An 18,977-nucleotide genomic window follows, 5' to 3' on the forward strand; every position below is an offset into this window, starting at 1 on the left:
TGCGGCCACACCTGCGCGCGGTGCGGGCGCCTCCTGACGCAAAGCAAAACCGCCGCGGCCTTGCGGCGCGCGGCGGTTCGTTTTCTTCACTCCTGCAAGGGCTTACAGGTTCGGGTACAGCGGGAACCTGGCGCAGAGATCCGCAACCTTGGCGCGCACCGCGGCCTCCACATCCGCATTGCCGTCTTCACCGTTGGCGGCCAGCCCGTCGATCACCTCGATGATCAGATCGGCGATCTGGCGGAACTCTGCCTCGCCGAAGCCGCGGGTGGTGCCTGCCGGGGTGCCCAGACGCAGGCCGGAAGTCACGGTGGGCTTTTCCGGGTCGAACGGGATGCCGTTCTTGTTGGTGGTGATATGGGCCCGTCCCAGCGCCTTGTCGGCGATATTGCCGGTGACGCCTTTGGGGCGCAGGTCGACCAGCATGACATGGGTGTCGGTGCCGCCGGTGACAATGTCCAGCCCGCCCTGGATCAGCTGGTCCGCCAGTGCCGCCGCGTTGGCGCGGACCTGCTTCTGGTAGGCCTTGAACTCCGGCTTCAGCGCCTCGCCGAAGGCCGCCGCCTTGCCGGCGATCACATGCATCAGCGGGCCGCCCTGGATGCCGGGGAAGATCGCCGAATTCACCTTCTTGGCTATGCCCTCGTCATTGGTCACGATCATGCCGCCGCGCGGGCCGCGCAGGGTCTTGTGGGTGGTGGTGGTGGCCACATGCGCGTGCGGGAACGGCGAGGGGTGCTCACCGGCAGCGATCAGACCCGCGATATGGGCCATGTCGACCATGAAATAGGCGCCGACGCTGTCGGCGATTTCGCGGAATTTGGCAAAGTCGATCTGGCGCGGGATGGCGGAGCCGCCGGCGATGATCAATTTGGGCTGGTGCTCGGTTGCGAGAGCCTGGATCTGATCGTAGTCGATCAGGTTGTCGCTTTCGCGCACACCATAGTGAACCGCGTTGAACCACTTGCCCGACTGGTTCGGGCGGGCGCCATGGGTCAGGTGGCCGCCGGAGGCCAGATCCATGCCCAGAATGGTGTCGCCGGGCTGGATCAGCGCCTGGAACACACCCTGGTTCGCCTGGCTGCCGGAGTTCGGCTGCACATTGGCATATTCGCAGCCGAACAGCTGCTTGGCGCGGTCGATGGCCAGGTTTTCGGCGACGTCGACATACTGGCAGCCGCCATAGTAGCGGCGGCCCGGGTAGCCTTCGGCGTATTTGTTGGTGAGGACGGAGCCTTGCGCTTCCATCACCGCGGCCGAGACGATGTTCTCGGAGGCAATCAGCTCGATCTCGTCGCGCTGGCGGCCCAGCTCGGCTGTGATCGAGGCATAAAGTTCAGGATCGCGCTCCGACAGCGCTTGGGTGAAAAAGAGGTCTTTGGACATTCGGGGCTCCTGTCTATCCAGTCCAGCCTAGCCCTGCGGCAACGCAGTTCATCGACTGCATCAGCGGGACCGGCACTGTTGAAGGCTTCTTGGCGCGCTCTTCCCGCAGGAGGCGCACTTGTGTCTTGTGAATTTCGCGCAGCATGGTTTCGACTTGGCCAAAGCGGGCGCGCAGGCGCGGGAAGCGGTTGGCGAGACCGTTGTCTCCTGTGAGGAACAGGATCGCCTCCCGGGCCAATTGGTACTCGCTACGGATGGTTCCAAAGATCCGATCGCGGATTTCCGCGTCCTGCACCAGCGTGGCGTAATCCGCAGCAATCTCCATATCGCTTTGCAGAAGGGTCTTTTCGACCTCATCCACCACCAGGCGGAACAGTGGCGAATTTCTGAACATGTCCTGCAGGACCGCATCACCGCGCGCGCCGCGGAACTTGCGGAAGCTGGCCACCGCCGAGCCGAATCCGTACCAGCCGGTGATCATGTGGCGGTTCTGCGACCAGGCAAAAACCCAAGGAATAGCTCGCAGGTCATCCAATGAACCGGCGCCGAACCGGCGCGCGGGGCGCGAGCCTATTTTGAGCATCGCCAGCTCTTCCACCGGGCTGGCCTGCTGGAAGTAATCCAGGAAACCTGGCGCATTCAGCAGGTTGGAATAGGCTGCCTGGGACATGCCTGCGAGGGCCTCGAAGGCGTCGTCATGCTCCGGATTGACCGGCGGCGTGTCCTCCTGCAGCGAATGACGCAGCACCGACGAGGCCATCAGCTCCAGCTGGTGCAGCGCGGTGCCGCGGTTGGCGTATTTGGAGCTGACCACCTCGCCCTGTTCGGTGATCCGCATCTGGCCTGCGATGGTGCCCGCAGGCTGTGCGGCGATCGCACGTTCGGCTGGGGCGCCGCCGCGGGAGACCGAGCCGCCGCGGCCGTGGAAAAAGACCGGCTTCATCCGGTGCGCCGCCAGGGTGCGGGTGATCAGGCGCTGCGCCTTCTCCAGCTCCCAGGTGGAACACAGGAAACCGCCATCCTTGTTGCTGTCGGAATAGCCAAGCATCACCTCGATCCGGTTGTCCCCGGATTTCAGCGAGCGGCGGGCAAAGGGCACATCCAGCAGGCCATTCAGAATACCGGGCGCTGCGCGTAAATCGCCGATGGTCTCAAACAGCGGCACCACCTTGAGTGCCGCCTTCTCCGCTCCGAATCCGGCATAGCGCGCCAGCAGATAGACGCCGAGCAGGTCATCAGTGGAGCGGGTCATCGACAGAATGAACGGACCCATCGCCTGCGGGTCTTCACCCGCACCGGCATCGCGCATCAGCCGCAGCAGTTTCAACAGCTCGCCGCTTTGCGGGCTAAGTTCATCCGGCATCACATAGGCCAGCGAGGCGCTGCCGAGCTCGCGGCGCAGACGGGCGGACCATTCGGCGCTGCCGAATTCCGGCACCTCGCCGGAACGCGCCCAGATCTCGGTCAGGGTCTCGGTGGTTACGGTGGAATTCTGGCGGATATCAAGCGTCACCGTGCGGAAGCCAAAGACATCGGCCTGCCAGCGGATCGGACGCACATAGCGGGCCGCCAGCCGGTTGGCGCCGATCTCCTCCAGCGCCACCTCAACCCGGGTGAGGTCGCTGATGAAGTCTCCCAGATGCGCATAGGCGCCGGGTTCTTCTGCAGCGGTTGCCTTGATACGGGCCAGGATGGCTGTCAGTGCCTGGCGGAAGACCTCGCCCGGATTGCGCGCAGCGAGACCGGCCATGCCGGGAGCCGCTTCAATAATAACAGCCAAGCGGGAAGAAGCGCTGTCCGGCAGTGCAAACACGGCTGCGGAAATGGAAATCCGTTCAGCCGCGGTGGTCAGCGCCTTCTGATAGCGCTTGAGGATCGCCGCTCGGTTGGCCGTCAGCGCTTCGGCAGTGGCCTCAACCGTCACGTTCGGATTGCCGTCACGGTCGCCGCCGATCCAGGAGTGGAATTTCACGCAGGGTGCGTCCGCGGTCGCGCCCAGCCGCGGTTCGGCAGCAGCAATATAGCGTTCGAACAGCTGCGGCACCGCCTCATACAGGCTGTCGCGAAAGAACTGCAGGCCCCACTGGATTTCGTCCTGCAAGCTGGGCCGTTCGCGGCGCAACTCGCCTGTCATCCACAACAGATCGATCTCCGAGCGCAAATCCTCCAGCAGATCGGCACGCTCGCGCGGGGTCCAGCGCTTGGCCTCCAGCGACACCAGCCCGCGGTAGATACGGCGGTGGATTTCCAGGATCGTAACCCGCTTGGCTTCGGTCGGATGCGCGGTCAGCGTCGGGCCGATCGAAAACTGGCTGGCAACCTCCCGCAGGCGCTCTGGCGTGGCCAGCTCACCAGCCAGATCCAGGGCGCGGGCAAAGCTGCCTTCGACCACTTCCGGCCCGTCCTGGGTTTCGGCCAAGCGGCGGTCGCGCATGGCGGCGTTTTCCTCGACGATCTTCAGCAGCTGGAACCAGATGTTGAAGGCCTGCATATACGCGGTCTCGGGCTGGCCATCAGCCAGATCCCAGGCGGATTCGCTGATGGCTCTTTCCGCCACTTCAGGTGCGCGCTGGCGCAGGACGTCCAACCAAAGGGTGCGCAGCTCAGAACGGAGTTCCGCGGCATAGCCGGTTTCTTCAGTTCCTTCGGTGGTGTTTTCGGCCGGATCTCCCATCACATCACCCGGTCGCGCGGTTCGCGCCCTGCAAAGAAATCAGTCAGATTGTCGAGCACCCGGAAGCCCATCGCCTCGCGCGCCTCACGGGTGGCGCTGCCCAGATGCGGCAGCATCACCAGGTTGTCGCAGTCCATCAGGTCCGGATTGATGCGCGGTTCGCCATCGAATACATCCAGCCCGGCGCCGCCAATGGTTTCGAACCACAAGGCCCGGGACAAAGCCAGTTCGTCGATTATCTCGCCGCGGGCCGTATTAATAAGGAATGCGTCCGGCTTCATCAGGTTCAGCATCCGGGTGTTGATAAGATGCCGGTTTGCAGCCCCCCCGGGGCAATGCAATGACACGAAATCGCACTGCGGCATCAACTCTTCCAGGCTGTCGGCCTGAGTAGCATTGCAGCGGGCCAGAATATCCGGCGACACGCGGGAGCGGTTCTGAACCACGATCTTCATGCCAAAGCCATGGTGCGCGCGACGGGCCATCTCCTGGCCGATGCGGCCAAAGCCGACGATGCCCAGTGTCTTTCCGGAGACTTTGGTGCCGACCAGATGGGTCGGACGCCAGCCGGTCCACCTGCCAGCACGCACTTCACGCTCACCCTCGCCTGCCCGGCGGGCAACCATCAGGAGCAGTGTCATGGCGATGTCGGCGGTGCATTCGCTAAGGACATCGGGAGTGTTGGTCACAGTCATGCCGTGGCCTGCTGCCCCAGGCATATCGATATGAGAGTAGCCCACACCATAGTTGGCGAGGATACGCGCCTGGGGCTTGGCGATATCGAACGACTTGGCGGAAATCTTGTCTGTCACTGTCGGCAGCACCGCGTCATAAGACGTCAGCGCGTCACGCAACTCTGCTTCGCTCAGCGGCTTGTCATCCGTGTTCAGCACAGCATCAAAAGCTTCAGAAAGCTGCGCCTCAACTGCGGCGGGCCAGCGGCGGGTCACCAGAACCTTTGGCTTTGCCATGATTTCTTCTCCCTGTGGTGCCTATGCTTGATTAATGCGCTCCACCCCTGCCATTGCCCCAGGCCAGGGGTGGAGCATCGCGCCTGTTCCGTGGCCGGATCAGGCGGCGTTCTTTTTCATCACGCTTGCGATGGTTTCGCCGATCACGGCGGGGTTTTCGGCAACGGTCACGCCAGCCGCCGACAGGATCTCCACCTTCTCGGACGCCGACTCGCCAAAGGCCGAGATGATTGCACCCGCGTGGCCCATCGTGCGGCCTTTGGGAGCGGTCAGACCTGCGACATAGGCCACAACCGGCTTGGTCACATGGTTCTTGATGTAATCCGCCGCTTCCGCCTCCTGCGGGCCGCCGATTTCACCGATCATCGCGATAACCTCGGTTTCCGGATCCTTCTCAAACCATTCAAGGATGTCCTTGAAGGAGGAGCCGTTGATCGGGTCGCCGCCAATGCCAACCGAAGTGGAAATTCCCAGCCCCAGTTCTTTCAGCTGTGCCGCAGCCTCATAACCCAATGTACCCGAACGGCCGATGATACCCACGGTGCCCGGCAGATAGATGTGGCCCGGCATAATGCCCAGCAGCGCCTTGCCCGGCGAAATGGTGCCCGCGCAGTTCGGACCCGTAAGGATCATCCGCTTGTCCTTGGGATAGCGGTACATGTAACGCTTCACGCGGATCATGTCCTGAGCCGGGATGCCGTCGGTGATGCAGACACAGTAGTGGATGCCCGCATCCGCCGCTTCCATGATGGAATCGGCTGCAAACGGCGGTGGCACGAACACCAGGGAGGCATTGGCGCCGGTGGCTTCAACGGCTTCTTTCACGGTGTTGAAGACCGGCACGCCTTCAACCGTTTCGCCGCCTTTGCCCGGCACCACGCCGCCAACGACATTGGTGCCATATTCGATCATGTCCTTGGTGTGGAACCGGGCGATCTTGCCGGTAATGCCCTGGACGATGACTTTGCTTTCGCGATCGAGAAGGATGCTCATTTGACTGCCCTCACACGAGTGTTTTGGTCGAGGTCGTTTTTCCACGCGCCAACGGCGCGCTCAGCGGCTTCCATCAGCGAAGTTGCGCGGATCAGCGGCAGGCCGGACTGGGCCAGGATCTTCTGGCCTTCCTCCACATTGGTGCCCGCAAGGCGGACGACCACGGGCACGTCGACTTCAACTTCCCGCAGCGCCTGAACAACGCCTTCGGCCACCCAATCGCAGCGGTTGATGCCGGCGAAGATGTTGACCAGAACCGCCTGCACATTGCTGTCGGACATCACCAGGCGGAACGCCTTGGCAACCCGTTCCGGTGTGGCACCGCCGCCGATATCCAGGAAGTTGGCAGGTTCGCCGCCGGCCAGCTTGATGGTGTCCATGGTTGCCATCGCCAGGCCTGCGCCGTTCACGATGCAGCCGATATTGCCCTCAAGCCCGACATAGGACAGGCCGCGGTCAGCGGCGCGGCTTTCGCGCGGATCTTCCTGGCTCTTGTCGCGCAGCTCAGCGATCTGCGGGTGACGGAACAGGGCGTTGTCGTCAAAGGTCATCTTCGCGTCCAGCGCGATGACCCGGTTGTCCGAGGTGACCACCAGCGGGTTGATCTCAACCATTGTGGCATCCAGTTCGGAAAACGCCTGGTAGCAGCCCTTGAGGGTGCGCACCATCTGCTGCGTCATTGCCGGCTCGATCCCCAGCTTGAACGCGATCTCGCGTGCCTGGAAGTCCTGCAGGCCAACGGCCGGCTCAACGGTCGAACGCACGATGGACTCGGGGCGCTCGGCAGAAATCTCTTCGATCTCCATACCGCCTTCAGACGAGGCAACGATCATCACCCGCTGGCTGGAACGGTCCAGCACAAAGCCCAGATAGATCTCGCGGGCGATCGGCACCGCACCTTCGACATAGACGCGGTAGATGCCTTTGCCTTCAGGGCCGGTCTGATGGGTCACCAGCTTTTTGCCGAACAGGTTCTCGGTCGCCTCATAGATCTCGGCTTCCGAGTTGCACAGTTTGACGCCGCCCGCCTTGCCGCGGCCGCCGGCGTGGACCTGGGCTTTGACGATCCATTTGTCGCCGCCCAGTTCCCGCGCGCGGTAGGCCGCCTGCTCGGGGCTGTAGGCCAGCGCACCCGGGGGTACGGCCACGCCGAAGTTGCTAAGAACTTCCTTGGCCTGGTATTCATGGATATCCATGGGTCTCTCCTCCTCGTGGAGCTTTTATTCGGCGGCTGCCAGCGCCGCTGCGTAATGCTTGTCGAGCAGGGCGTTGATCGCCTCAAGGTCGACATTTGCCCCCATGTCGTTCATCGCCTTGCCGAAGCGGTTGACGATGTCGGTGATGGCGGCTGGTGTAATCTGGTTCAGGATGCCGATGCGGACCTGCACCGGCTCCGACAGGGTCGGCCAGATGCCGAAGCCCACGGCGCGGCAGTTGCCCACCAGTTCCTTCTCGCGGCCTGCAAGATCGCCGGGCAGGTTCAAAACCACCAGGCTGGTCATGTTGCTGGTCACATCGCAGCCCATCGCGGTCACCGCATCGCGCAGCGCTTTCTCGTGGAACGCATAGTCGCGGGCCTTCTGGGCGCGGCCGTGCTGAAGGGTGATGCGCAGCGCCTCGTGGAAGGCGGCAACCGCATAACCCGAGTGGGTGCGGTGGTAGGTGCCGGCGGCAACATCCTCTCCGTCCACGATGCCCCAGTGGCGCGCTTCAAGGATCGGGTTGTGGACATAGGAATGGCAGCCGTTCTCGCGCACGGTCTGGATATAGCTGTCAGTGAACGACACCGGTGCATAGGTCAGCGGCAGGCAGAGCACGCCTTTCTGCGGGCAGGAGGCCCAGCCGGCAACGCCCGGGTAATCGTCGATCGAGAAATCCTCGATGCCCAGCGAGGACACCGCATCGATCAGGCCCATCACACCGTGTTTCACGCAGGCGTCCGAGAAGCCCTTGAGGTCGTTGATGCGGCCCGAGCCGGTTTCCCAATGCGCCATGAAGGCCCATTTCGGTTTCTTCTCAGCCAGCACCTGTTCCACCAGCTTGCCGGAAACCGACTCGCCGTGCGGCACGTCGATCACGGTGACCGAGGCAGGCTGCGGGTTCATCGCGTCGGCTGCCAGTTCCTCGCGGGTGGCGGCCTTCATCCGGATGGTCATTGCATCGATGCCCGAGAAGGTGCCATTCTGGAAGGCAACCACGCTGTCGCCGGGCAGGATCGCGTTCAGCATGCAGTCCAGCCCCGAGAAGCCGGTGCCGCCAACGCCGTAGGTGTAGGTGTTGCTGGTGCCCCACAGATCGCGCAGCATCCGCTTGCACTCGATCATACCGCGCAGCACGTCCGCCTGCATGTGGTCGGCCAGGCCGGTGTTGGCAAAGGCCTGCAGCACGCGGGGATCGGTATTGCCCGGGCCAGGGCCGGCGGCCAGGGTTTCCGGAATTTTCAGGCTGGGGAAGATCATGGGTTCAGTCATCGGGGTTAGACCTCGCTGGTTTCAGTTCGCCGATGTGCTGGAGGTCACGGGCCTCTCCCGCTGCAGTCTTCACTGCGGGAAGGTTTGTTTCCTGACATGCAACATCTGTTAACCCAAGGAAACCCTAGCTCGACAAAACACGCAACATTCCTATATCCTGCTTTTGGGTATCTAATTGGGTGGTAAAATTCCTACCCAAAACGGTAAAAATACCATTGCATACCAAAACACCCCCTACCCACATGGGTAGTTTTCTACTAAAGGGCACCAAATGGCTCCCATAAGCGACAAAGTTTCCCCGATTTCGGTCATGCTGGCTGACGCAAATCCGCTGGTGCTGTCGGCGATGTCAGAAATCTTCGACAAGGACCCGCGATTCTCGCTGGTCGCGACCTCCGCAACGGCCGAAGGCTTCCTCGGAACGGTGATGCGGGTGCCGGTTCAGGTCGGAATCATCGACTGGAACCTGCCCGCGCTTGGCGGCGCCAAGCTGATCGAGGTGCTGCGCGACCAGGCCAATGCACCACGCCTGGTGGTCTATGCCGAGGAGAGCGGCGAGGTGCCGCGCAAGGCGATGAGCGCGGGCGCTGCCGGTTTCGCCCCGCGCTCCAGCGCTGTCGAAGACGTGCTGGATACCTGCCTTGCCGTCGCTGAGGGCAAGATGGTTTTCCCCTTCCTCGACGTCCGCGGCCTGCAAACCGATCCGATTGAGCAGCTGTCTCGCCGCGAACGCACGATGCTGCAGGCGCTGTCAAAGGGGCTGACCAACAAGGAGCTCAGCAAGGAGCTGGGGATCTCAACCAACACGGTGAAGTTCCACCTGTCGAACCTTTACGAAAAACTTTCGGTCAAAAACCGCGCCCAGGCGATTGCGTTTTTCTACGCCAACCGCGCTGCCAAGGGTGATTTCCTTCTCGAGGAATGATCCCGTGGCGGTGGCGGGCGGCTCACGCGGGCACGTACGCACGCGAGCGCGCGTCGCGCCTGCGGACACGCGCGCGAATGTATTTAAATGAAGATTTTTTTCTTGACAGGAAACACCATCGTGAGGAATGCCTAGAGGGGAGAGGACGAAAACCTATCACCAATGAGGAGCGAACCCATGTCATTCCACACCATTGAACAAGCCCCAGGCCGCCTGAACCGCAGCGAACTGGCGATCCCCGGATCCCAGCCGCAAATGTTTGAAAAGGCAGCTAAATCTGACGTAGACGTGATCTTCCTGGATCTCGAAGACGCGGTTGCGCCGGACGAAAAGGACCAGGCCCGCAAAAATATCATCCAAGGCCTGAACGACATCGATTGGGGCAACAAATCCATGTCGGTCCGAATCAACGGCCTGGACACCCACTACATGTACCGCGATGTGGTCGATGTTGTTGAACAGGCAGGAGAACGTCTCGACCTGATCATGGTCCCCAAGGTGGGTACCGCCGCCGATGTCTACGCCGTCGACATGCTGGTTACACAGATCGAAGACGCCAAGGGCCTGAAAAAGCGAATCGGCTTTGAGCACATCATCGAGACCGCTTTGGGCATGCAGAATGTGAGTGAAATTGCCGCAGCTTCCAAGCGCAATGAATCGCTGCATTTCGGCGTTGCCGACTATGCCGCCTCGACCCGCGCCCGCACCACCATCATCGGCGGCGTGAACCCCGATTATTCGGTGCTGACCGACCCGGCCGCAGACGGCTCCCGCGAGGTGCATTGGGGCGACATGTGGCATTATGCGCTGGCCCGCATGGTGGTTGCCGCGCGCGCCAACGGCCTGCGCCCGATCGACGGCCCGTTCGGCGATTTCCAGGACAAGGAAGGCTATAAGGCCGCCGCCAAACGCGCCGCAGTTCTGGGCTGCGAAGGCAAATGGGCCATCCACCCCAGCCAGATCGAACTGGCCAACGAGGTGATGTCGCCCTCGGATGCTGAAATCACCAAGGCGCACCGCATTCTGGAAGCCATGGCCGAAGCCGAAGCTGCCGGCAAAGGCGCGGTGTCGCTGGACGGCCGCCTGATTGACTATGCCTCGATCCGTCAGGCAGAAGTGTTGGTGGAAAAAGCCAAACAGATCGCCGGCAACTAAGCCGCGTTTGTTTTTAAGGCCTTACGCCGTCCCAGTTCCACTGGGGCGGCTGCACGCCGCTATGCCAAGGAGATGCAGATGACCGGATTGCTGACCACCGCCAAGGCCCTGTTTCAGGCCGCTGTCGACCGGGCCGACCCGGCCCGGGCACTGCGGGCACAGCTGACTGCCTCTCCTTTGGAACCCCTGCCCGCAGGCGGCAAAAACGTGCTGCTTGCGGTGGGCAAAGCCGCCATCCCGATGATGCGCGAGGCGCTGCGGCTGATCCCTGATGCAGATCAGGCAATCGCCATAACAAACCCAGAGAATCACACAGAAATTCCCGGCGCTACAGTGATCTGCGGATCTCATCCGGTTCCAGATGAAATGAGCGCCAAAGCAGGTCAGGCTGCCATTGAACTGGCCCATTCCCTAGGCCCAAATGACCGGCTGATTGCGCTGATCTCCGGCGGCGGCTCCGCGCTGATGGTGGCCCCCGCCCCCGGCCTCACACTGGCGGACAAGGCGGCAGTGAACAAACTTCTGCTCGCCTCCGGGCTGGAAATTAACGAGATGAACCTGATCCGGCAGCAGCTGTCGGACACCAAGGGCGGCGGCCTGCTGCGTCATGCCGCACCCGCCCGGGTGCAGGCCTTCATCCTGTCGGACGTGATCGGCGACGACCTGCGCGCCATTGCCTCCGGTCCTACCGTGGCGCCTATCGGCACCCGCGCACAAGCACGGGAGACCCTGCAACGGGCAGGCATCTGGGACAGGGCTCCGGAGGCCGTCAAAGCCCGCCTCAGCACCACTCATGAGGCTCCGGAAGCGCTGCCCTCTGTCATCAACACGCTGATCGGATCCAACCGCCACAGCCTCAAAGCCATGATGAGCGCCGCAGCTGAGGAGTGGAATGCCAAACTGGTCTCTCACCGGTTGACGGGCGACGTGGCCGAGGCCGCTGAAACCGTAGTCAAAGCAGCAGAAGCCGCACCCAGGAACAACCCCGTTGCGCTGATTTTCGGCGGTGAAACCACTGTCCAGCTCACCGGCACCGGCCTTGGCGGCCGCAATCAGGAACTCGCCTTGCGCGTCGCCAAACTGGGCGCAGAGCGGCTCAGCGGCGACTGGCTGTTCCTCTCCGGCGGCACCGACGGGCGCGACGGTCCCACCGATGCCGCGGGCGGCATCGCCACCCCTGCCACCTGGAACGCGGTCAAAGCTGCCGGACAGGACCCGGACGCATTGCTCGCCAACAACGACAGCCACGCAGCCCTGAAAGCCGCGGATGCGCTGCTGATGACCGGCGGCACCGGCACCAACGTGGCCGACGTCCAAGTCTTCCTGAGGCGCCCCGGCTAACTCCTGGTCCGCTCCCGTTTTTCAACTTTCCTGAAATACTCCCGCCGGAGGCTGCAAGCACCGCGTTCAGGCTGATACGCGGGCCTCGCCCCACTCTGCCAGATCATTGACCAGCATCAGCGCCACCCGCCGGAACACTTGGCGCAGCCGTTCCACATGCGGGCCTTCCAGCGACAAATCCGCCAGCGCCTGGTCCATGCATCTAAGCCAGTTTTCGGCGTCTTCTTCGGTGATCGGCACATGGGCGTGCATCAGTTTCACGTCCATATGCCCATGCTTTTCCTCGTAATACCGCCGTCCGCCCATGAACCCGGACAGAAAGTTGAACTGCTCGATACGGGCATGGTCCAATCCATGCCCGCGCGTGTGCAGCCGGGCGATCCGTGCCCCGGTCTCCGTCTCTTCGATTATGTCGTAGAACCGTTCGACCAAGGCACGCAGCACGTCTTCGCCGCCGATTTGCTCTATCAGCTTCTGAACCATGAGAACCTCCCAGCCCCGAAGCGGCCGGCCTCAGGATTGAGGCCGGGTCTTCTTGGGGTCATAATGGGCAAAGGGTACGATCGTTGCAGGCAGGCGTTTTTGATGCCCGTCAAGTTTGCCGATCTCCACCGCGGTACCGGCTTCGGCACAGGACACATCCACCCGCGCCAGCGCGATGTTCTTGCCCAGCAGCGGCGAGCGCATCGAGGACGTCACCTCGCCAATCTGCGCCCGGCCGATGTGGACGCAATCGCCGTGCCCCACGTCAATCGCCGAGTCGATATCCAGCCCCACCAGCTTGCGGGCGGGCGTGGTCTTGCGCCGGATCAGCGCATCGCGGCCAACAAAGTCATCCTCTTTCGATTTCAGCGGCACGGTAAAACCGATGCCTGCCTCAAACGGGTCGGTCTGATCGCTGAAGTCATAGCCGGCAAAGATCAGCCCCGCCTCGATCCGCACCATGTCCAGCGCCTCCAGCCCCATCGGGCGGATACCGTGGTCCTGTCCGGCTTCCCAGACCGCGTCAAAGACGTCGCCGGCGTGTTTCGGATGGCAGAAAATTTCATACCCCAGCTCACCAGTGTAGCCGGTCCGTGAAACCACAACCGGGACTCCATGCTCTCCGCCGATACGCGCAGGCGTGAACCGGAACCAGCCCAGCTCTTCCAGCGTCGGATTGTGCGGCATCGTCCAGATGATCTTCTTCAGCAGATCGCGGCTTTCGGGGCCTTGCACGGCGATATTGTGCTGCATGTCGGTGGACGAGCGGATCAATACGTTCAGCCCCAGTTTCTCCGCTTGCTCGCGGATCCATTCGCCGCCGTAATCCGAGCCGCCGATCCAGCGGAAATTGTCCTTGCCCAGCCGGAACACGGTGCCGTCGTCGATCATGCCGCCATGCGGGTAGCACATCGCAGTATAGACCACCTGCCCCACTGCCAGCTTCTTGATATTGCGGGTAAAGATATACTGGCACAGCGCCTCGGCATCCGGCCCGGTGATTTCGAACTTGCGCAGGGCGGACAGGTCCAGCACCACCGATTTCTCGCGGCAGGCCCAGTATTCCTCCAGCGGCCCGGACTCGGAATAGCAATTGGCCAGCCAATAACCGTTATACTCGATAAAATTGCGGGTCATTTTGCTGAGGCGGTCGTGAAAACCGGTTTCCTTGGTCATCTTCGGCTCCGATTCTGGGGTCGCGCGGAACGCAATCGCCCGCTTGAAGGTCTCTTGGCCGCTGTAGGTGCGGACGTGTATGTCAGTGGGGTTCCAGCCGTTGGCGGCGCTGGTGTCATCCGGGCAGGCCGAGCTGACACAGACCAGATCGGTCAGCGCCCGAAGCAGCACATAGTCGCCGGGCCGGGTCCAGGGCTCATCGGCATACATCACACCATGCTCATCCAGCCCTGTGTTGAAGAAGAAGTTGATCGCCATCCAGCCCGCCCGCGGCGTCACCCCGTGCTCGGCCAGAACCCCGTTGAAGTTGTCAGAACAGTTCACATGGCCGGGATAGCCGATGTCGTCATAGTATTTCGCCGCACAAGCCAGAGCAAAGGCATCATGGCGCCCCACAGTGTCCTGCACCACTTCGACCAGCGGCAGCATATCCTGATCATAGTATTTGGCATGCAGCCCCGGCATCGGATAGGCATGACCCATCAGCGTCCGTGTTGTGGTTACGTCCAGCGCATGCTCGATACCCTTGTCCAGCTTGCGGGCGGCAAAACACTGAAAATCCGTGCATTGGCGCCCATCGACATCCAGCACCTGGATGTAGTCGCCAGCCTTCACGAAATAGGCTTCGGCGGTTGCACTTTTGACCCGCAGGTCCAGTACCGGATCGGCCAGCGGGTCGGGAAGCTCAAACCGCGCCACCTGCTTGATCACCGCGCGCTTGACCATGACCGTCAGCTGCGTGGCAGTATCCTGCCGTTCAAAGTCCATGATCCCGCCCGGCGCTGCGATGATCACCACGCCGTCGCGCTGAACCGTGAAACTTTCTTCGGTTTTGGCCGGAGTATCCGCTCCAAAGAAGCGCACCGCACCGCCCTGCGCCAGATCGATGCCGCGAGCCTCCATTCCCATGCGCAGGCCGCGCAAGGACTGGTCGGTTGAGGTCAGAAGCGCCTTCAGCCCGCCGGCATCGCTGTTTGGCGCCGTGCCGATAATCCCGGCATCAATGCCGCCCTTGCTTCCGGCAGCGACGATTTCGCAGGGCTGGCCGCCCTCGTCGTTGTGGACCGTCACCGTATCACCAGTTTCCACACGGATCAGGATTGCGCCGCAGCCTTCCACCACATAGCGTTCGGTCCCCTTGGGCAGCGAAAACACCGACGGCTGGTATAGTCCGGACGGCTTCGGGGGCCCATTGACAACCTCAGGGAAGCTCATGTCATTCATCGTGCATCTCCTGCTGGATTCCAGCCAAATATTGCACAGCCGGAATATTTATTTATTGAAAAGAATATTGCGTTCCTCCACTCTAATCAACAAACATGTTGATTTTCTGCAGAAAAATGGCAAATGCCCGGGATGCGTCATTTTCCTGGGGGTGAATGCCGCAAACAATAGGATACCCGCCATGCACTCGCTGATCTTTGGCCTCGCCGCGGCCCTTGCCTGGGGAACCCATGACCTTTGCGTGCGGTTCGTATCGCAGCGCACCGGCATTCTTCCGGCCATGCTGATTGTTTTTGGAACCGGGGCGATTCTGGTCGCCGGGGCGGCCCTGGCCTTTGGCGATTGGCAGGCGATGACTCTTCCGGCCGCGCGGCTGGCGGGTCTCTCGGGCACCATCTTTGCCCTCGGCTCCTATGCGCTTTACCGCGCCTTGGCTCTGGGACCGGTGAAACTGGTGGCGCCGCTGGTGGGTTCTTATCCGGTGCTGTCGCTTGGCATGGCAATGCTGCAGGGGCAGCCGGTTGGCCTGAGCCATTGGCTCGCGGTTGCTGCGGTGGTTGGCGGCGTCGGCTGCATTGCGGTCTTTTCCACCGAAGAAGACGGCAGCCCGGTCAACCTGCAGGCCGCCGCCTGGGGACTGGCAAGTGCCGTCGGATTTGCACTTACCTTTGCCACTGGCCAGGCCGCCACCCTGGCCGGCGCCGAATGGCCGGTGCTGATCGTGACCCGGCTGGCCGCGATCCTGATGCTGCTGGGCCTGGCGCTGCTTGCCCGGATGGTGCAACTGCCCGCCCGCAAAATGCTGCCGCTGCTGGTGCTGATGGGCACGCTGGACGCTTTTGCTCTTGGCCTGGTGATCTATTCCGGAGGCCTGCCCCGGCCGGAATTCGCCTCGGTCGGCGCGTCGCTTTTCGGGCTGGTTACCGTGGTACTGGCCTGGCTGGTGCTGCGCGAACGCATGAACCGCGCCCAATGGATCAGCGTGGCCGTCACCTTTGGCGGCATTGCCTATCTCGGCCACTGAGACCGGCCTCCGGTGACGGCCTAAGGCCTGCCAGCCATCATCTTTCCAAAAAATACTCCCGCCGGAGGCGGTCCGGCGGGAGCATATCAGTCAGGCGGTCAGCGGTCAGCGCTGGGTCAGGCGGTCAGGCCTTCGGGTTCCTTGAGGCCGTTGGCGCGGCAGGCCGCAGTGACGGTGTTGGCAAGCAGGCAGGCGATGGTCATCGGGCCGACGCCGCCCGGCACCGGGGTGATGGCGCCCGCGCGCTCGGCCGCAGTGGCAAAATCAACGTCGCCGACCAGCTTGGTCTTGCCGTCGCGCTCGATGCGGTTGATGCCGACGTCGATCACGGTCGCGCCCTCCTTGATCCAGTCGCCCGGCACCATTTCCGGACGGCCGACCGCCGCCACCACGATGTCGGCGCGGCGCACCGCATCGGGCAGATCCTTGGTGCGCGAATGCGCGATGGTCACCGTGCAGCTGTCGCCCAGGAGCAGCTGCGCCATCGGCTTGCCGACGATGTTGGAGCGGCCGATCACAACCGCATCCATGCCCGACAGCGACCCATGGTGGTCGCGCAGCATCATCAGGCAGCCCAGCGGCGTGCAGGGCACCATCGATTTCTGGCCGGTGCCCAGCAGGCCGACGTTGGAGATGTGGAAACCGTCGACGTCCTTCTCCGGCGCAATCGAATTGATCACCAGATCCTCGTTCATATGCTTCGGCAGCGGCAGCTGCACCAGGATGCCGTGGATCGAGGGATCGTTGTTCAGCTGGTCGACCACCGCCAGCAGATCCGCCTCGGAAGTCTCCGCATCCAGCTTGTGCTCGACCGAGTTCATGCCGACCTCGACGGTCTGCTTGCCCTTGGAGCGCACATAGACCTGGGAGGCCGGGTCTTCGCCGACCAGAACCACCGCCAGGCCGGGGGTGATGCCGTGTTCCTCTTTCAGCCGCGCCACATGCTCAGCCACCTGGCCGCGCACCTTGGCCGCAAAGGCCTTGCCGTCAATCAATGTTGCTGCCATTTGATCTCTTCCTCTTTGCCGCAGGCACGGATCGCCCTTGAAGCCTGCCTGTCCATCTCAGTCGCTCGCGATGCCCGCGCCGCAGGCCCCCGCTCAGCCTCACTCTTCCCGGATCACCCGCGCCTCGCGGGCAATCGACCACTCCACCAGCTGCCGCCACAGGTGCCCGGCCAGACCGGGGTCCAGCCCCTGTTCCGCGGCCGCGGCACGGGCATTCAGCACCACTTCCTCGACCCGTTCCGGGATCCGCGCCGGCCAGCCGTTTGCCTGCTTCAGCGCAATCGCCCGGTCAATGTATCCGGCCCGCTCGGCCAGCAGCGCGATCAGCTCCCGGTCGAGGTGGTCGATCTGCAGCCGGAGGCTTGCCATATCGCTGCAGGCATCTGGCGGGGTGCGTGTGGTGCTCATGTCTCAAAACTCTCACGGCCCGGGATGGGTCCCGGGCCGTGAATGTCGCATATCGCCGTTTAGAACAAGCCTTCGATCTGGCCGTCGTCATTCAGGCGGATGGTTTCCGACGCCGGTTTGCGCGGCAGGCCGGGCATCGTCATGATCTCGCCGCAGACCGCAACGATGAAGCCGGCACCGGCCGAGAGGCGCACTTCGCGCACCGGCACCGAATGGCCCACCGGCGCACCGCGCAGCGACGGGTCGGTCGAGAAGGAGTACTGGGTCTTCGCCATGCAGACCGGCAGATTGCCGTAGCCCGCCTCTTCCCATTCCTTCAGCTGGTTGCGGATCTTGTTGTCCGCCAGCACCTCGTCGGCGCGGTAGATCCGCTTGGCGATGGTGTCGATCTTGTCGAACAGGGACATCTCGTCCGGGTAGATCGGCGAGAAGTTGGCCTGGCCCGCATCGACGATTTCCACAACCTTCTGCGCCAGCGGCGCCGAGCCTTCCGACCCCAGTTCCCAGTGGCGCGACAGCACCGCCTCGACGCCATGGGTGGCGGCATAGGCTTTGACAGCCTCCACTTCGGCATCGGTGTCGGTCACAAAGTGGTTGATCGCAACCACAACAGGAACCCCGAAGGATTTGATGTTCTCGATGTGGCGGCCGAGGTTGGCACAGCCCGCGTTGACCGCGTCGACATTCTCGGCGCCCAGATCCGCCTTGGCAACGCCGCCGTTCATCTTCATCGCCCGCACGGTGGCCACCAGCACCACTGCCGACGGCGCGATGCCTGCCTTGCGGCATTTGATGTTCATGAACTTTTCAGCCCCCAGATCGGCGCCGAAACCGGCCTCGGTCACCACGTAGTCGGCGACTTTCAGGGCGGTCTTGGTGGCGATCACCGAGTTGCAGCCGTGGGCGATATTGGCAAACGGGCCGCCATGCACAAACGCCGGGTTGTTTTCCAGGGTCTGCACCAGGTTCGGCTGCATCGCGTCTTTCAGCAGCACGGTCATCGCGCCTTCGGCCTTGATGTCGCGGCAGTAGACCGGGGTCTTGTCGCGGCGGTAGGCCACGATGATGTCGCCGAGCCGCTTTTCCAGGTCTTTCAGGTCGTTGGCGAGGCACAGGATCGCCATCACTTCCGAGGCCACGGTGATGTCAAAACCGGCTTCGCGCGGGAAGCCGTTGGAGACGCCGCCCAGAGAGGCGGTGATCACCCGCAGGGCGCGGTCGTTCATGTCGACAACCCGGCGCCAGGCGACGCGGCGGGTGTCGATCTCGCACTCGTTGCCCCAGTAGATGTGGTTGTCGATCATTGCCGACAGCAGCGAATGGGCCGAGGTGATGGCATGGAAATCGCCGGTGAAGTGGAGGTTCATCTCCTCCATCGGCACCACCTGGGCGTAGCCGCCGCCTGCGGCGCCGCCCTTCATGCCGAAGTTCGGGCCGAGCGAGGCTTCGCGGATGCAGATCATCGCGTTCTTGCCGATCCGGTTCAGACCGTCGCCCAGGCCCACGGTGGTGGTGGTCTTGCCTTCGCCCGCCGGCGTCGGGTTGATCGCGGTCACCAGGATCAGCTTGCCGTCTTCGCGGTCCTGCACCGAGTTGATGAAGGACTGCGACACCTTTGCCTTGTCGTGGCCGTAGGGCAGCAGATCGCTGTCCGAAATCCCGATCTTCGCACCAATCTCCTGGATCGGTTTCTTCTGCGCTTCACGCGCAATCTCGATGTCACTCTTGTAGCTCATGGC

General features: G+C 62.8%; 15 protein-coding genes. 4 read left to right on the forward strand and 11 right to left on the reverse strand.

What is annotated here, in order from left to right:
* Positions 1-102: 102 nt before the first annotated feature.
* The 6 genes from glyA to AC0KW6_RS21365 all read right to left on the reverse strand — a co-directional run bounded on the left by glyA (position 103) and on the right by AC0KW6_RS21365 (position 8,495).
* A complete protein-coding gene (glyA, locus tag AC0KW6_RS21340; protein ID WP_474036037.1) occupies positions 103-1,386 on the reverse strand; it encodes a serine hydroxymethyltransferase in 1,284 nt (427 codons plus the stop codon).
* A 13-nt stretch (positions 1,387-1,399) separates the two neighbouring features.
* Complete coding sequence (locus tag AC0KW6_RS21345) at positions 1,400-4,060, reverse strand: phosphoenolpyruvate carboxylase (RefSeq protein WP_474036038.1); 2,661 nt, start codon at positions 4,058-4,060, stop codon at positions 1,400-1,402.
* Positions 4,060-5,031, reverse strand: a complete 972-nt coding sequence (locus AC0KW6_RS21350) for a 2-hydroxyacid dehydrogenase (RefSeq protein ID WP_323779930.1) — start codon at positions 5,029-5,031, stop codon at positions 4,060-4,062. Before AC0KW6_RS21350 ends, AC0KW6_RS21345 begins: the two co-directional genes overlap by 1 nt.
* Before the next feature lie 99 nt (positions 5,032-5,130).
* Positions 5,131-6,024 carry a succinate--CoA ligase subunit alpha gene (sucD, locus tag AC0KW6_RS21355; protein WP_323779927.1) on the reverse strand — a complete coding sequence of 298 codons (894 nt, stop codon included), beginning with the start codon at positions 6,022-6,024 and terminating at the stop codon, positions 5,131-5,133.
* Entirely contained in the window at positions 6,021-7,220 is a 1,200-nt protein-coding gene (locus tag AC0KW6_RS21360; protein ID WP_474036039.1) for a malate--CoA ligase subunit beta, read from the reverse strand. Before AC0KW6_RS21360 ends, sucD begins: the two co-directional genes overlap by 4 nt.
* 24 nt (positions 7,221-7,244) lie before the next feature.
* Positions 7,245-8,495, reverse strand: a complete 1,251-nt coding sequence (locus AC0KW6_RS21365; protein ID WP_323779921.1) for a pyridoxal-phosphate-dependent aminotransferase family protein — start codon at positions 8,493-8,495, stop codon at positions 7,245-7,247.
* A gap of 310 nt (positions 8,496-8,805) precedes the next feature.
* Here AC0KW6_RS21365 and AC0KW6_RS21370 point away from each other — a divergent pair, with 310 nt between their 5' ends.
* From AC0KW6_RS21370 to AC0KW6_RS21380, 3 genes are all read left to right on the forward strand, one after another.
* Positions 8,806-9,420, forward strand: a complete 615-nt coding sequence (locus AC0KW6_RS21370; RefSeq protein ID WP_323779935.1) for a response regulator transcription factor — start codon at positions 8,806-8,808, stop codon at positions 9,418-9,420.
* Positions 9,421-9,597: 177 nt separating this feature from the next.
* Positions 9,598-10,575 carry an HpcH/HpaI aldolase/citrate lyase family protein gene (locus AC0KW6_RS21375; RefSeq protein WP_024091813.1) on the forward strand — a complete coding sequence of 326 codons (978 nt, stop codon included), beginning with the start codon at positions 9,598-9,600 and terminating at the stop codon, positions 10,573-10,575.
* 78 nt (positions 10,576-10,653) lie between these two features.
* On the forward strand, positions 10,654-11,916 hold the full coding sequence (locus tag AC0KW6_RS21380) for a glycerate kinase type-2 family protein (protein ID WP_323779918.1): 1,263 nt from the start codon (positions 10,654-10,656) through the stop codon (positions 11,914-11,916).
* Between the two features lie 66 nt (positions 11,917-11,982).
* Here the strand turns inward: AC0KW6_RS21380 and AC0KW6_RS21385 are convergent, their stop codons facing one another.
* Both AC0KW6_RS21385 and tdm read right to left on the reverse strand, forming a co-directional pair.
* Positions 11,983-12,399 carry a group II truncated hemoglobin gene (locus AC0KW6_RS21385; protein ID WP_323779915.1) on the reverse strand — a complete coding sequence of 139 codons (417 nt, stop codon included), beginning with the start codon at positions 12,397-12,399 and terminating at the stop codon, positions 11,983-11,985.
* A gap of 30 nt (positions 12,400-12,429) precedes the next feature.
* Positions 12,430-14,799: a trimethylamine-oxide aldolase Tdm gene (gene tdm, locus AC0KW6_RS21390; protein WP_323779913.1), complete on the reverse strand. Its 2,370-nt coding sequence runs from the start codon at positions 14,797-14,799 to the stop codon at positions 12,430-12,432.
* A gap of 181 nt (positions 14,800-14,980) precedes the next feature.
* Here tdm and AC0KW6_RS21395 point away from each other — a divergent pair, with 181 nt between their 5' ends.
* Positions 14,981-15,823: a DMT family transporter gene (locus tag AC0KW6_RS21395; RefSeq protein ID WP_323779910.1), complete on the forward strand. Its 843-nt coding sequence runs from the start codon at positions 14,981-14,983 to the stop codon at positions 15,821-15,823.
* A gap of 116 nt (positions 15,824-15,939) precedes the next feature.
* Here the strand turns inward: AC0KW6_RS21395 and folD are convergent, their stop codons facing one another.
* The 3 genes from folD to AC0KW6_RS21410 form a co-directional block, all read right to left on the reverse strand.
* A complete protein-coding gene (folD, locus tag AC0KW6_RS21400) occupies positions 15,940-16,830 on the reverse strand; it encodes a bifunctional methylenetetrahydrofolate dehydrogenase/methenyltetrahydrofolate cyclohydrolase FolD (RefSeq protein ID WP_474034754.1) in 891 nt (296 codons plus the stop codon).
* A 99-nt stretch (positions 16,831-16,929) separates the two neighbouring features.
* Positions 16,930-17,238: a chorismate mutase gene (locus AC0KW6_RS21405; RefSeq protein ID WP_474034755.1), complete on the reverse strand. Its 309-nt coding sequence runs from the start codon at positions 17,236-17,238 to the stop codon at positions 16,930-16,932.
* A 59-nt stretch (positions 17,239-17,297) separates the two neighbouring features.
* Entirely contained in the window at positions 17,298-18,974 is a 1,677-nt protein-coding gene (locus tag AC0KW6_RS21410) for a formate--tetrahydrofolate ligase (protein ID WP_474034756.1), read from the reverse strand.
* Positions 18,975-18,977 lie beyond the last annotated feature (3 nt).

Source organism: Leisingera sp. SA215, from assembly GCF_055902035.1.